This is a genomic window from Streptomyces sp. V4I23 (assembly GCF_030817975.1).
Taxonomy (GTDB): Bacteria; Actinomycetota; Actinomycetes; order Streptomycetales; family Streptomycetaceae; genus Streptomyces.
Map to the genome: position 1 here is coordinate 5,754,816 of NZ_JAUSZW010000004.1, position 13,519 is coordinate 5,768,334.

Genomic DNA, 13,519 nt, shown 5'->3' on the forward strand with positions numbered 1-13,519 from the left:
ACACGACGGAGCACCGGAGCGCGGGGGCGCACGGCGTTCGTCGTCCGGGAGCGTCTCGGTGCGCAACCCGGTCGGTGAGCCGCACGGCGCGCTCCAGGCCCAGCGCCGGGATGCTCTTTCGGACGGTGTGTCCGAGTCGGCTCCGGCCGGTATCGGCCGACGCGTTCACCACGTCGGCCGATACCGGCAGTTCGGCATGGGCGAGGTCAGGCCGACACCTCCGCCCGTGCACGGCTCGGGGTCTCCTGCCGTACGACACGCCGGCGCCGGGACGGCATGCCCGCTGTCGGGTTGGCGACGCCCCAGGCCGCGCCCTTGCAGATCAGTTCCTTGTAGAGGGAGGCCACACGGCCCGTCAGGGCCCTGTCGACCGCTCGGTCGTCGGCCGTGACGAACTGGACCAGGCCCTCCTTGCGGCCGAGGGAGACGCACTGCTGGAAGTAGCGGATCGAGACGTGGGGGACCTTGGTGCCGGCGAGGCGGGCGGCGATGGCGTCGGCGGCCTGCCAGGCCATCGGGACGCCCGAGGCGCAGGACATCCGCAGCGGCTTGTCGTTCGGACCGATCGCCATCGCCGCGTCACCCACGGCGTACACGTCCGGGTGGGAGACCGAGCGCATCGTGCTGTCGACCACGATCTGGCCGCGGTCGGTGACCTCCAGGGTGGTGGCCCGCGCGATCGGGTGGACGGCGAAGCCGGTGGTCCACACCGTGACCTCGGCGGGGACGGTCCGGCCGTCGGCCGTCGTCACGCCGTCCGCCTCCACGGCGGTGACCGCGGCGTGTTCGTGGACCGTGATGCCGAGCTCGTCCACCACCTTCCGCAGGTGGGCGCGGCCCTTGTCCGAGAGCCAGTCGCCGAGGGCGCCGTGGGCGGCCAGGGCGACGTCGAGGTCCGGGCGGGTCTCGGCGATCTCGGTCGCGGCCTCCAGGCCGGTCAGGCCGCCGCCGACCACGACCACGGGCCGGCCGGCGTCCAGGGCGGCCAGGCGGTGGCGGAGGCGGAGAGCGCCGGGGCGGCTCGCGACCTCGTGGGCGTGTGCGGCGACGCCGGGGACGCCTCCGTCGTTCCAGCCGCTGCCGAGGGCGTAGACCAGAGTGTCGTACTCCAGCTCCTCCTGCTCGGGGCCGCTCACGGCGGTGACCGTCACCGTCTTGCGGTCCACGTCCACGGCGGTGACCTTCGCGAGCTCCAGCGCCACGCCCGTGCCCGCGAACATCTCGCTGAACGGCCGGGGCCTGAGGTCCTGGCCGGCCGCGAGCTGGTGCAGCCGGACGCGCTCGACGAAGTCGGACTCGGGGTTGACGAGGGTGATGGCGACGTCATCGCGGTGCAGCCGCCGGGCGAGGCGGCCGGCGGCGACGGCTCCGGTGTAGCCGGCTCCGAGGACGACGATGCGGTGCTGCATGGGCCTGCTCCTGTCTGCGAGGGTTCCGCCGCTGTCCTGCGCGGTTTCGCCACTTGAACCGGGCAGCCCTGCGATTCCTGACAGGCTCGGGATGTGAAGCACGTCACATCGACTCAGAGGGTGTAGAGCGGAGTGCCCCCGTGGTCCGCGGCGGCCCACTGCTCGGTCGCGCGGACGAGCTTGTCGGGGTTGACCTGGCTGCGGATCGCGGTGATGCCGTCCGCGGTGACCTCCAGGCACGTGATCCCGACGACCCGGCCGTCCACGACCGCCACGATGGCGGGCTCGCCGTTGGCGGTCGTGGCGTAGATCTCGGGCGCGCCGCCGACGTAGGCCCGCTTGGCGTCGCTGGGCTTGAACAGGCCGCGCAGGAACTTCGCGACCGCGAGCGCACCCTCGAACGCCTTCGCGCGTGCCGGCACCTTCCCGCCGCCGTCGCCGACCGAGACGGCGTCCTGGGTGAGCAGGCGTACGAGGGGTTCGGTACGGCCGCTGGTCGCCGCGGCCAGGAACTCCTCGACGATCCTCCGGGCGGCGGCCGCGTCGATCTCGGTGCGCGCCCTGCCGTCCGCGACGTGCTTCTTGGCCCGGTGGTAGATCTGCTGGCTGGCGGCCTCGGTGACGTCCAGGATCTCGGCGATCTCCCGGTGCGGGTAGTCGAAGGCCTCGCGCAGCACGTACACCGCCCGCTCGTTGGGCGACAGGCGCTCCAGCAGGACGAGGACGGCGTACGACACCGACTCGCGCTGCTCGGCGGTGTCGGCCGGGCCGAGCATCGGGTCCCCGGCGAGCAGCGGCTCGGGGAGCCACCTTCCCACGTACGTCTCACGCCGGGCACGTGCCGAAGCGATCATATTGAGGCAGAAGTTGGTGAGGACCTTCGTCAGCCAGGCCTCAGGCACCTCGATCCGCTCGACGTCAGCCGCCTGCCAGCGCAGGAACGTCTCCTGCACGGCATCCTCCGCCTCGCTCGCCGAGCCGAGCAGCCGGTAGGCAATGGCCTCCAGCCGGGGCCTCGCAGCCTCGAACCGGTCCACGTCACTCATGATCAGGGCCATGTTCGCGATCCTAGCCGCCGCCAGGGCGGAACGGCAGGCGGGACAGCGCGCCCCGGTGAACATCCGGGCCCGGTCCAGGAGTTGTCGTCAGACCCACCGGCCGAGATCACATCGACGACAGACCCCGGCTAGCGCAGGGCCGCGCGGATGGCGTCGTCGATGTGAGGGAACGCGAACGAGAAGCCCGACTCCAACAGGCGGACCGGCAGAGCGCGTTGGCTGCTCAGGACATCCGAGGCCATCTCGCCCAGCACCAGCCGCAGCACCGGCGTCGGGACCGCGAAGAGCGCCGGGCGGTGCAGGACCCGGCCCATCGCCTCCGTCACCTCGCGGTTCGTCACCGGCTCCGGCGCCGTCAGGTTCACCGGGCCCGACAGCGACTCCGTGTCCAGGATGTGCCGCAGCGCCGCCACCTCGTCGTGCAGCGCGATGAAGCTCCAGTACTGGCACCCGCTGCCGAGCCGTCCCCCGAGCCCCGCCCGGAACAGCGGGAACATCCGGCCCCACGCGCCGCCCTCCCGCGCCACCACCAGGCCGGTGCGGGCGAACGCCGTACGGACGCCCGCCTCCTGCGCGGGCGCCGCCGCCTCCTCCCACTCCACGCACACGCCCGGCAGGAAACCTTCCCCCGGCGGCGCGTCCTCGTCCACCGGGCGGTCCCCCGTATCGCCGTAGAAGCCGACCGCGCTGCCGCTTACCAGCACCTTCGGCGGGGTGTCCAGCGAGGCCACCGCCTCGGCGATCGCCGCCGTGCCGAGCACCCGGCTGTCGCGTATCTCCCTGCGGTACGCCTGCGTCCAGCGGCGGTCGCCCACCCCCGCGCCGGCGAGGTGCACGACCGCGTCGCAGCCCACGAGGCCCGCGACGTCGACGTACTGCCGCCGCGGGTCCCACTCGACCTCGTCCCCCGCCCTGGACGGGTGCCGCACCAGCCGCACCACCTCGTGCCCGTCCGCGCGCAGCGAGCGCACGAGCGCCTTGCCGATGAGCCCCGAGGCGCCGGTGACGGCGATACGCGATCTCTGCATGGTCCCCATCCTGCCCCGCCCGTACCGCATGGCACAGTTGCCCCCATGCCCGAGTCGCACACACGTCCCGCGATAGCCCCGGCGATACGTTTCGCGCGCGCCGCCGACGACACGGCCCTCGGCGAAATCGACCGGGCGACCTGGTCGCCCCTGCACGCCGTGCAGCCGCGGCCCGAGCCCCCGTACGGGCCGTTCTTCGACGCCTCCCACCGGCCCGAGGACTTCCTGGTCGCCGAGGACACCGACGGCACGCTCCTCGGCTACATCCGCCTCGTGCGGCCGACGCCCCTCGCCTGCAACCGGCACGTACGCCAGATCCAGGGCCTCGCCGTGGCCGACCGGGCGCGGGGCCGCGGCGTCGGCCGGGCCCTGCTGCGCGCGGCGTGCGACGAGGCGCGCCGCCAGGGCGCCATCCGCCTCACCCTGCGCGTCCTCGGCCACAACGCCCCGGCGCGGGCGCTGTACGAGGCGGAGGGCTTCAGGGTCGAGGGCGTGCTGCCGGGCGAGTTCCTGCTGGAGGGGCGTTACGTGGACGACGTCCTGATGGGCCGTTCCCTGAAGGCGTGACCCGCGCGGACGTACTGCCGGGCGGTCAGCCGCCGAAACGCTCCCACAGGCGCGGGAGGCGCCGCGCCAGCGCCGCATCGTCGTCGAAGGCGAACGGGACGCCCGCCGGCTCGGTCGCCTGCACCGGAATGCCGAGGTCCGGCGCGTCGACACCGGTCAGCTGCTCGTACGCCTCGTCCGCCGCGTAGCCCAGCTCCTCGCCGTCTCCGTCGATGTCCTCGTCGAAGTCGTCCAGCAGCTCCGCCAGCGAGTCGGGGTCGTGCACCGCGCCCTCGAAGACCTCGCGGCCCTGGCCGATGAGCCAGCAGCGGAAGTAGTCGAACGCGTCGTCGCTCGCGCCGCCGAGCAGCACGGCCGCCGCGCCCCACAGGTCCCATGTGTACGCGCGGTTGTAGCGGGCCTCGAAGTGCCGGGCGAAGTCCAGCACGGAGTCGGGATCGAGCTGCAGCAGCCGCTCGACGAGCAGCTCGGCATGGTCCTCGGGGTCGCCCTCGGCGGCCTCACGGGTGCTGTCGACGATCTCCCAGAACTCCGTCTCGTCCATCACGGGACAAGCATCGTGTCTGGGGGAGGGCGGCGCACGCGGAGCCGGGGAAAGCGGCCGTATCGAGATGAGCGGTCCATCGGGGCGATGGGCGGCAATGCCGGACAGAAGGTGTCGGGATTCCGTGCGACGGTCGCTCCATGACGACGAACGAGCCGTTGAACGGATCCGTGGACAAGCCCCTGCACCACCCTTCGCAGGAGTCGCCGGCAGGCCCTCCGGGCCGGCCGCTGCACGGCAGGATCGCGCTGGTCGCGGGCGCGACCCGGGGCGCGGGCCGCGCCATCGCCGTGGAACTCGGCGCCGCGGGCGCCACGGTCTACGTGACCGGCCGCACCACCCGCGAGCACGTCAGCGAGGTGGGCCGCGCAGGGGAGACGATCGAGGGGACCGCCGAACTCGTCACCGCCGCGGGCGGGACGGGCATCGCCGTCCCCACCGACCACCTGGAGGCCGACCAGGTCCGGTCGCTGGTCGGACGCATCGACCGCGACCACGGACGCCTGGACATCCTGGTGAACGACGTCTGGGGCGGGAACTTCCTGCTCGACTTCGACACCAGGATGTGGGACGTCGGCCTCGAGCGCGGCCTGCGCATGATCGACCTGGGGGTGCGGACGCACATCATCACGAGCAGCATCGCGCTGCCCCTGCTGGTACGGGAGCCGGGCGGCCTGGTCGTCGAGGTGACGGACGGCACCGCGGAGACGAACAGGGAGCGCCGCGAGAACTTCTACTACGACCTTGCCAAGAACGGGCCGATCCGCATGGCGTACCTCCTCGGCGAGGAACTGAAGGAGGTGGGCGCGACGGCGGTGGCGGTCACCCCGGGGTTCCTCCGCTCCGAGGAGATGCTGGACATCTTCGGCCTCACGGAGGAGACCTGGCGGGACGGCATCGCCAAGCAGCGGCACTGGGCGCTGTCCGAGTCCCCGGCGTACCTGGGCCGCGGCGTGGCGGCCCTGGCCGCCGACCCGGACCGGGCCCGCTGGAACGGCGCATCGCTGGACAGCGGCCGGCTGGCCAAGGAGTACGGCGTCACGGACACGGACGGCAGCCGCCCGGACGTCTGGGGCTTCATGCTGGCGGAGAAGGCGGGCGAGAGCCCGCGCGTGGACGCGTACCGCTGACCCTCGGCGCGGGGCCCGGGGGCATCGCGCCTCTCGGGCCCCGCCCGCGCGGGCGCCCATGTCCACGGGCGGCGTGCCTGCTTCACCGCCCCGTGGCCGGTGCCGGGCGCGCCCGGGGGTCTGCCTCGGCGGCGCGGTGGCGTCGGGCGGGGGTCCGGGCACGGGCGCGCCCGGGGGTCTGCCGCGGCGGCGCGGGGCCGTCAGGCGTACAGGTCGCGCAGCCGTGCCGCCGTCGTCGCGAAGCGCTCCCGGAGCGCCGCCGGCGCCAGGACCTCCGCCTCCGCGCCCAGCGTCAGCAACTGCGAGTACGCCACGTCCAGGGACTCCACCGGGAGCGTGAGCGTCACGCGGCCCACGGCGTCCGGCGGGGGCGCGGCGGCGAGCGCCTCCTCGGCCGCCGAGCGGTCCGTCACGTACGGCAGGCGCTCCGCGCCCGCCTCGGTCACCCGCACTACCACCTCCGCGCGGAGGATGGAGCGCGCGAACTCGGCCGCGCGCTCCGCCCAGAAGCCGGGCAGGTCGAAGTCCTCGTCCCGTTCGAAGACCTCCCCGTCCGCCTCCGCCGCCGAGAACCGGTCGATCCGGTACACCCGGAACGACCCCTGCGCGCGGGCGCACAAGTACCAGACGCCCGCCTTCAGCACGAGACCGTACGGCTCCAGCTCCCGCTCCACCTCGGTGTCCCGGCGGCGGTACGACGCCCGGATCCGGTGGTCCGCCCACACCGCCTCCGCGATCAGCGGCAGCAGCTCCGGCGTCCGCGGCTCCTGGTACCACCCGGGCGCGTCCAGATGGAACCGCTGCGCCGCCGAGTGCGGGGCGTCCCGCAAGGACGGGAGCAGCGCCGCGGACACCTTCAGGCGCGCCGCGGACGCCGCGTCCTGAAGGCCCATGTCCCGCAGCGCGCCCGGCAGTCCGGACAGGAACAGGGCCTCGGCCTCGTCGCGCCCGAGGCCGGTCAGCCGGGTGCGGTACCCGCCGATCAGCCGGTAGCCCCCGCTCCGCCCACGGTCCGCGTAGACCGGCACCCCCGCCTCGGAGAGCGCGAGCGCGTCCCGTGTCACGGTCCGCTCGGACACCTCCAGCTCCCGTGCCAGCTCGGCCCCGGTCATGGAGGACCTGGCCTGGAGCAGCAGCACCATCTTGATCAGCCGGGCAGCGCGCATGCAGGCATTGTCGCGCAGCTCAGGCCAGCGGCTCCTGGAGCTCCGTCACCCACTTCTCCTTGTCCTGAGGGCACTCCAGGTAGACCTCCCGGGCGTACCCCGCCGAGCGGTGCCCGCCCGCCTCGATCCACTGCGCCAGGTTCTGCGCGGTGGGCACGATCGCGTCCATCGGACCGCGGTGCACGATCGTCGCCGCCCGCTCGACGGCGGGGAGATCGACGACGGTGAAGTCCGTGCCCGGTGCCTGGCCGGCCGAGACGGTGCACCCGGCGTGCACCAGGATCGCGCCGTCGCCCTCGGGCGCGTCCTCGTAGTGCGCGATACCGGGCCCGGTCGGAGTGACGCCCGCCGCCTTCAGGCGGCGGAACAGCTCGTCGTACAGCGGGCTGATCACGGGGCCGATGTGCTCCGGCCCGTAACCGGCGGCGACGGCGGTCAGCTCGGCGACCCGCACCGCGGGGCTGCTCTTGATCATGACGTCCTGGGTGGGCATGCGGCCCTCGCTCTCGATCGACCGGAGCCTCGCCTCGACCTGCGCCAGCCGCGCGGCGGCCGCCGCCATCGACTCCTCGAGTTCCGCCTGCCGCAGTTTGAGCATTCCGCGCAGCTCCTCCGTGCTCACGCGGTCCTCCAGGATCTCCCGCACCTGTTGCAGGGTGAAGCCGAGATCCTTGAGGGCGACGAGACGGTTGAGGCGGGCGAGCTGGGCCGCGGAGTAGTAGCGGTAGCCGGTGAAAGGGTCGGTGTGTTCCGGCCGCAGCAGCCCGATGGCGTCGTAGTGGCGCAGCATCCGGGCCGACACACGGCCGTGCCGGGCGAAGTCTCCGATGGTGAACATGACGTCTCCCAGTGCACGGCTTCACACGGTGTCAGGGTCAAGCATCACGCAGAGGCCCCCGGCGACAGCGGTCGCCGGGGGCCTCGGAGCCTGCCTTACAGGGCCTGCCTCACAGGCCGTAGCGCTCGCGCGCCTCCTTCACGGCCGAGGCCGGGACCTCGCCGCGCCGGGTCAGCTGGGCCAGCGCCGCCACCGTGATCGACTGCGCGTCGACGCCGAAGTGGCGGCGCGCGCCCTCACGGGTGTCCGACAGACCGAAGCCGTCCGTGCCGAGCGACGACCAGTCCTGCTCGACCCACTGGCTGATCTGGTCGGGCACCTGCCGCATCCAGTCGGAGACGGCCAGCACCGGACCCGGAGCACCCTCCAGCGCCTGGGTCACGTACGGCGTGCGCTGCTCGCCGCGCAGCAGGGCCTCGTCGGCCTCCAGCGCGTCGCGGCGCAGCTCGCCCCACGAGGTCGCGGACCACACGTCGGCGGCCACGTTCCAGTCGGCGGCCAGCAGTTCCTGGGCCTCGAGCGCCCAGTGGATGGCCGTACCGGAGGCGAGCAGCTGCAGGCGCGGCGCGTCCGCCTCGGCCGAGCCCTCCTTGAAGCGGTACAGGCCCTTGACGATGCCCTCCTCGATGCCCTCCGGCATGGCGGGCTGCGGCTTGGGCTCGTTGTAGACCGTCAGGTAGTAGAAGACGTCCTCCGCGTCCGGACCGTACATCCGGCGCAGACCGTCCTTGACGATCACCGCGACCTCGTACGCGAAGGCCGGGTCGTAGTTCAGCGACGCCGGGTTCGTGGCGGCGATCAGGTGCGAGTGGCCGTCCGCGTGCTGGAGGCCCTCACCGGTCAGGGTCGTACGGCCCGCCGTCGCGCCCACGATGAAGCCCTTGCCGAGCTGGTCGGCGAGCTGCCACATCTGGTCGCCGGTCCGCTGCCAGCCGAACATCGAGTAGAAGATGTAGAACGGGATCATCGTCTCGCCGTGCGTCGCGTACGACGTCGCGGCGGCGATGAAGTCGGCCATGGCGCCGGCCTCGGTGATCCCCTCGTTGAGGATCTGGCCGTCCTTGGCCTCCTTGTAGTACATCAGCTGGTCGCGGTCGACCGGCTCGTACGTCTGGCCCAGCGGCGAGTAGATGCCCGCGGACGGGAACAGCGACTCCATGCCGAAGGTGCGGGCCTCGTCCGGGACGATCGGCACCCAGCGCCTGCCGGTCTCCTTGTCCCGCATCAGGTCCTTCATCAGCCGGACGAAGGCCATGGTCGTGGCCATCTCCTGCTTGCCGGACCCCTTGTACAGGGCCTTGAACGCGCGCTCCTCCGGCTGCGGGAGCGACGCCGCGTGGACCCGGCGGGCCGGGGCGGGGCCGCCGAGGGCGGCGCGGCGCTCCTGGAGGTAGCGGACCTCGGGGGAGTCGGCGCCCGGGTGGCCGTACGGCACGAGGCCGTCGGCGAAGGCGCTGTCGGCGATCGGGAGCCCGAGCAGGTCGCGCATGCCCTTGAACTCGTCGATCGTCAGCTTCTTCATCTGGTGGTTGGCGTTCTTGGACTCGAAGCCCTTGCCGAGCGTGTAGCCCTTCACCGTCTGGGCGAGGATCACGGTCGGCGCGCCCTTGTGCTCGACGGCCGCCTTGTACGCCGCGTACACCTTGCGGGCCTCGTGTCCACCGCGGGAGGTGTAGAAACACTCGGCGATCTTCGCGTCGGTGAGCAGCTTGGCCAGCTCGACGAGCGCGGGCTCGGCGCCGAAGAAGTGCTCGCGGATGTACGCGACGTCGCGGGTCGCGTACGTCTGGAACTGCGCGTCCGGCACCTCGCGGAGGCGGCGGACGAGGGCGCCGGTGGTGTCGAGCCGGAACAGCTCGTCCCAGGCCGAGCCCCACAGCGATTTGACGACGTTCCAGCCGGCTCCGCGGAACTGGGCCTCCAGCTCCTGCACGATCTTGAAGTTGGCGCGGACCGGGCCGTCGAGACGCTGCAGGTTGCAGTTGATGACGAAGGTCAGGTTGTCGAGCCGCTCGCGGGAGGCCAGGGCGAGGGCCGCGGTCGACTCGGGCTCGTCCATCTCGCCGTCGCCGAGGAACGCCCAGACGTGGGAGTTCGCCGTGTCCTTGATGCCGCGGTTGTGCAGATAGCGGTTGAAGCGCGCCTGGTAGATCGCGGAGAGCGGGCCGAGACCCATGGAGACGGTGGGGAACTCCCACAGCCAGGGCAGGCGGCGCGGGTGCGGGTAGGAGGGGAGGCCGTTGCCGCCCGCCTCCTGCCGGAAGTTGTCGAGCTGCTGCTCGCTCAGCCGGCCGTCGAGGAACGCGCGGGCGTAGATGCCCGGGGAGGCGTGGCCCTGGATGTAGAGCTGGTCGCCGGAGCCGTCGCTCTCCTTGCCGCGGAAGAAGTGGTTGAAGCCGGTCTCGTAGAGCCAGGCCGCGGAGGCGAAGGTGGCGATGTGGCCGCCGACGCCGAAGCGGGAGCCGCGGGTCACCATGGCGGCCGCGTTCCAGCGGTTCCAGGCGGTGATGCGCGCCTCCATCTCCTCGTCGCCCTCGAAGGCGGGCTCGGCGGAGGTGGGGATGGTGTTGACGTAGTCCGTCTCCAGCAGCCGGGGCAGGGCGACGCCCGCCTTCTCGGCGTGCTGGAGAGTGCGGCGCATCAGGTACGCGGCGCGGTGCGGGCCGGCATGCTCCGCGACGGCGTCGAGGGACGCCGCCCACTCGGCGGTTTCCTCGGCGTCACGGTCCGGGAGCTGGTCGAGCTCGCTCGGAAGCTTGCCTACGGGGTCGGTCATGATCGCCGCCTTCCGGACAGGAGGGGGGTGGAGAAAGGGGGTGCCGTGTCTGGCAGGACAGGGCGAGGGTTGGTGAACCCGTCGACGACTGTAAGTCTCTGATCGATGATCGATCAAAGCCTGGGGAGAAATTGGCATCCCGTGCCGCAAAAGTGGGCACCCTGTGCCGCGACGAATAGGTCTTTTCCGGGCGCCCGGCACCCGGCCCCGGGCAGCGTGACAATCGACCGCCACCTACCGCCCGGCGGGGGCAGGGGCGCGCAGGGGTCGTGGTCGGGACGCAAGGCGTCGTCGGTCACCGCGACGCATGTTCGTGAAAGCAGTCCCGAATGCGAGCCCCGGAGCGGCCCGACGCTGCGGCCACGGATCAGGTCATGCCCGAGAGGCCCGTCGGGCCATGCGGGGTGGCCACACCCGAGGGCGTGCCCGCGCCGTCAGGCGCGAGGGGCGCAGCCCAGCACGTGGGACTTCACCAGCGTGCCGATCGACGGGTCGCGCCTGCGGAACGCCTCCACCAGCTCCTGGTGCTCCTCCGCGTACGACTTCTGCACCGTCCCCAGCCACCGGATCGACAGCGCCGTGAAGACCTCGATCCCGAGCCCCTCCCAGGTGTGCAGGAGGACCTTGTTGGACGCGGCACGCACCAGCTCACGGTGGAACGCCACCGTGTGGCGGACCTGGGCCGCCGAGTCGCCCGTGCGGTCCGCCTCGTACAGCGCCGTGACGTGCGGCTCCAGCGCCGAGCAGTCGTCCGCGAGCCGCTCCGCGGCCAGTTCGGCCGCGATCTGCTCCAGGCCCGCCCGGACCGGGTAGCTCTCCTCCAGGTCGGCGGCCGTCAGATTCCGCACCCGCACACCCTTGTTGGGCGCCGACTCGATCAGCCGCAGCGACTCCAGCTCGCGCAGCGCCTCGCGCACCGGGGTCTGGGAGACCTCCAGCTCGGTCGCGATACGGCGCTCGACGATGCGTTCCCCGGGCTTCCAGCGGCCACTGACGATCCCCTCCACGATGTGCTCGCGGATCTGATCGCGCAGCGAATGGACGACCGGGACGGTCATGGAGCGCTCCTTAAAGCCGCGTCGACCTGTGACCCCTAGACAATACGGCGGCGCCCCCGCCGGAATGTACTCCCAGCGGGGGCGCCGTTCGTGAGGCTGGTTACAGACCGAGTTCGACCTCGAACTCGCCCGCCTCCAGGACCGCCTTGACGGCCGTCAGGTAGCGGGCCGCGTCGGCGCCGTCCACCAGACGGTGGTCGTAGGAGAGCGCGACGTACGTCATGTCGCGAACGGCGATCGTCTCGCCGAGGTCCGGGTGGTTCACGACCACCGGACGGCGGACCGTGGCGCCGATGCCCAGGATGGCGACCTGGTTCGGCGGCACGATGATCGTGTCGAACAGCGCACCGCGCGAGCCGGTGTTGCTGATGGTGAACGTCGCACCGGCGAGGTCGTCCGGCGTGATCTTGCTGGCGCGCACGGCGCCGGCGAGCTCGGCCGTCTTCTTCGCGATACCGGCGATGTTCAGGTCGCCCGCACCCTTGATGACCGGCGTCATCAGACCCTTCTCGGAGTCCACGGCGATGCCGATGTTCTCCGAGTCGAAGTACGTGATGGTGCCCTCGTCCTCGTTGATCCGGGCGTTGATGACCGGGTGGGCCTTCAGCGCCTGGGCCGCGGCCTTGACGAAGAACGGCATCGGGGAGAGCTTGACGCCCTCGCGCGCCGCGAACGCGTCCTTCGCCCGGGCGCGCAGCTTCATCAGCTTGGTGATGTCGACCTCGACGACCGAGGTCAGCTGGGCCTGGCCGTGCAGCGCCTTCATCATGTTGTCGCCGATGACCTTGCGCATGCGGGTCATCTTGACGGTCTGACCGCGCAGCGGGGACGCCTCCAGCTTCGGAGCCTGCGGCGCGGCCGGGGCGGCAGCGGCGGCGGGCGCCGGGACGGCGGCCCTGGCGGCCTCCGCGGCGGCGATGACGTCCTGCTTGCGGATACGGCCGCCGACGCCGGTGCCCTTGACGGTGCCGAGGTCGACGCCGTTCTCGGCGGCGAGCTTGCGGACCAGCGGGGTGACGTACGCGTCGCTCGCCTCGACGGCGGCGGGCGCGGCGGGCGCGACCGGGGCAGCAGGCGCCGGAGCCGGAGCCGCGGGGGCGGCCGGGGCAGCGGCGGCCGGAGCCGGAGCCGGAGCGGCAGGCGCCGGAGCGGCCGGGGCAGCAGGCGCGGGAGCCGGAGCCGCGGGGGCGGCCGGAGCCTCGGCGGCCGGGGCCGGGGCGGCGGGAGCCGGGGCAGCGGCCGGAGCCGCCCCCGGAGCGCCGATGACGGCCAGCTTGGCGCCGACCTCGGCGGTCTCGTCCTCGCCGACCACGATCTCCAGCAGCACGCCGGAAGCCGGGGCCGGGATCTCGGTGTCGACCTTGTCGGTGGAGACCTCGAGCAGGGGCTCGTCCTCCGTGACCTCCTCGCCGACCTCCTTCAGCCAGCGGGTGACGGTGCCCTCGGTGACGCTCTCGCCGAGCGCGGGGAGGACGACGTCGGTGCCGGAGGCGGAACCGCCGCCGGACGCGGCCTCGGCCGTCGGGGCCGGAGCCGGAGCGGCGGCCTCGGTGGACGGGGCGGCCTGCGGGGCCTCCTGGGCGGGGGCCGGGGCCGGGGCCGGGGCCTCGGCGGCGGCCGGAGCCGGGGCGGCAGCAGGCGCGCCCGTGCCGTCGTCGATGACGGCCAGCTCGGCGCCGACCTCGACGGTCTCGTCCTCGGCGACCTTGATGGAGGCCAGGACACCGGCGGCCGGAGCCGGGATCTCGGTGTCGACCTTGTCGGTGGAGACCTCGAGCAGCGGCTCGTCGGCCTCGACGCGCTCACCCTCGGCCTTCAGCCAGCGGGTGACGGTGCCCTCGGTGACGCTCTCGCCGAGCGCCGGAAGGGTTACGGAAACCGCCATGGTTTCAGTTGCTCCTTACGGTGGGGTCTCCCCAGCTCGTGCGAAGCACGAGCGAGGGGA

The 13,519-nt window shown here is 72.7% G+C and carries 11 protein-coding genes; 2 read left to right on the top strand and 9 right to left on the bottom strand.

Annotated elements, in window-relative coordinates; translation table 11 throughout:
• Positions 1–206 precede the first annotated feature (206 nt).
• The 3 genes from QFZ82_RS28470 to QFZ82_RS28480 form a co-directional block, all read right to left on the bottom strand.
• Positions 207–1,409, bottom strand: coding sequence for an NAD(P)/FAD-dependent oxidoreductase (locus QFZ82_RS28470; protein ID WP_307715866.1), 1,203 nt, complete (start codon positions 1,407–1,409; stop codon positions 207–209).
• Positions 1,410–1,522: 113 nt separating this feature from the next.
• Positions 1,523–2,467: an RNA polymerase sigma-70 factor gene (locus QFZ82_RS28475; protein ID WP_307715867.1), complete on the bottom strand. Its 945-nt coding sequence runs from the start codon at positions 2,465–2,467 to the stop codon at positions 1,523–1,525.
• A gap of 128 nt (positions 2,468–2,595) precedes the next feature.
• Positions 2,596–3,495: a TIGR01777 family oxidoreductase gene (locus QFZ82_RS28480; RefSeq protein ID WP_307715868.1), complete on the bottom strand. Its 900-nt coding sequence runs from the start codon at positions 3,493–3,495 to the stop codon at positions 2,596–2,598.
• 45 nt (positions 3,496–3,540) lie between these two features.
• Here QFZ82_RS28480 and QFZ82_RS28485 point away from each other — a divergent pair, with 45 nt between their 5' ends.
• Complete coding sequence (locus tag QFZ82_RS28485; protein WP_307715869.1) at positions 3,541–4,062, top strand: GNAT family N-acetyltransferase; 522 nt, start codon at positions 3,541–3,543, stop codon at positions 4,060–4,062.
• Between the two features lie 25 nt (positions 4,063–4,087).
• Here QFZ82_RS28485 and QFZ82_RS28490 read toward each other — a convergent pair whose 3' ends face one another.
• The gene (locus QFZ82_RS28490; protein WP_307717871.1) at positions 4,088–4,606 is read right to left on the bottom strand and encodes a DUF4240 domain-containing protein; all 519 of its coding nucleotides are present in this window, start codon (positions 4,604–4,606) and stop codon (positions 4,088–4,090) included.
• 140 nt (positions 4,607–4,746) lie between these two features.
• Here QFZ82_RS28490 and QFZ82_RS28495 point away from each other — a divergent pair, with 140 nt between their 5' ends.
• The gene (locus tag QFZ82_RS28495) at positions 4,747–5,736 is read left to right on the top strand and encodes an SDR family oxidoreductase (RefSeq protein WP_307715870.1); all 990 of its coding nucleotides are present in this window, start codon (positions 4,747–4,749) and stop codon (positions 5,734–5,736) included.
• Between the two features lie 200 nt (positions 5,737–5,936).
• Here QFZ82_RS28495 and QFZ82_RS28500 read toward each other — a convergent pair whose 3' ends face one another.
• From QFZ82_RS28500 to sucB, 5 genes are all read right to left on the bottom strand, one after another.
• Positions 5,937–6,902 (bottom strand): YafY family protein, encoded by a 966-nt coding sequence (locus QFZ82_RS28500; RefSeq protein WP_307715871.1) that lies wholly within the window; start codon positions 6,900–6,902, stop codon positions 5,937–5,939.
• 19 nt (positions 6,903–6,921) lie between these two features.
• Complete coding sequence (locus tag QFZ82_RS28505; protein ID WP_307715872.1) at positions 6,922–7,740, bottom strand: MerR family transcriptional regulator; 819 nt, start codon at positions 7,738–7,740, stop codon at positions 6,922–6,924.
• A gap of 109 nt (positions 7,741–7,849) precedes the next feature.
• Positions 7,850–10,516, bottom strand: a complete 2,667-nt coding sequence (gene aceE / locus QFZ82_RS28510) for a pyruvate dehydrogenase (acetyl-transferring), homodimeric type (protein ID WP_307715873.1) — start codon at positions 10,514–10,516, stop codon at positions 7,850–7,852.
• A gap of 434 nt (positions 10,517–10,950) precedes the next feature.
• Positions 10,951–11,574, bottom strand: coding sequence for a GntR family transcriptional regulator (locus QFZ82_RS28515; RefSeq protein WP_307715874.1), 624 nt, complete (start codon positions 11,572–11,574; stop codon positions 10,951–10,953).
• A 100-nt stretch (positions 11,575–11,674) separates the two neighbouring features.
• On the bottom strand, positions 11,675–13,459 hold the full coding sequence (gene sucB, locus QFZ82_RS28520; RefSeq protein ID WP_307715875.1) for a 2-oxoglutarate dehydrogenase, E2 component, dihydrolipoamide succinyltransferase: 1,785 nt from the start codon (positions 13,457–13,459) through the stop codon (positions 11,675–11,677).
• Positions 13,460–13,519: the final 60 nt, after the last annotated feature.

Bases quoted from the DNA above. Each gene is read 5' to 3' on its own strand.
- QFZ82_RS28470 (WP_307715866.1), bottom strand. From the start codon at position 1,409: ATGCAGCACCGCATCGTCGTCCTCGGAGCCGGCTACACCGGAGCCGTC.
- QFZ82_RS28475 (WP_307715867.1), bottom strand. From the start codon at position 2,467: ATGGCCCTGATCATGAGTGACGTGGACCGGTTCGAGGCTGCGAGGCCC.
- QFZ82_RS28480 (WP_307715868.1), bottom strand. From the start codon at position 3,495: ATGCAGAGATCGCGTATCGCCGTCACCGGCGCCTCGGGGCTCATCGGC.
- QFZ82_RS28485 (WP_307715869.1), top strand. From the start codon at position 3,541: ATGCCCGAGTCGCACACACGTCCCGCGATAGCCCCGGCGATACGTTTC.
- QFZ82_RS28490 (WP_307717871.1), bottom strand. From the start codon at position 4,606: ATGGACGAGACGGAGTTCTGGGAGATCGTCGACAGCACCCGTGAGGCC.
- QFZ82_RS28495 (WP_307715870.1), top strand. From the start codon at position 4,747: ATGACGACGAACGAGCCGTTGAACGGATCCGTGGACAAGCCCCTGCAC.
- QFZ82_RS28500 (WP_307715871.1), bottom strand. From the start codon at position 6,902: ATGCGCGCTGCCCGGCTGATCAAGATGGTGCTGCTGCTCCAGGCCAGG.
- QFZ82_RS28505 (WP_307715872.1), bottom strand. From the start codon at position 7,740: ATGTTCACCATCGGAGACTTCGCCCGGCACGGCCGTGTGTCGGCCCGG.
- aceE (WP_307715873.1), bottom strand. From the start codon at position 10,516: ATGACCGACCCCGTAGGCAAGCTTCCGAGCGAGCTCGACCAGCTCCCG.
- QFZ82_RS28515 (WP_307715874.1), bottom strand. From the start codon at position 11,574: ATGACCGTCCCGGTCGTCCATTCGCTGCGCGATCAGATCCGCGAGCAC.
- sucB (WP_307715875.1), bottom strand. From the start codon at position 13,459: ATGGCGGTTTCCGTAACCCTTCCGGCGCTCGGCGAGAGCGTCACCGAG.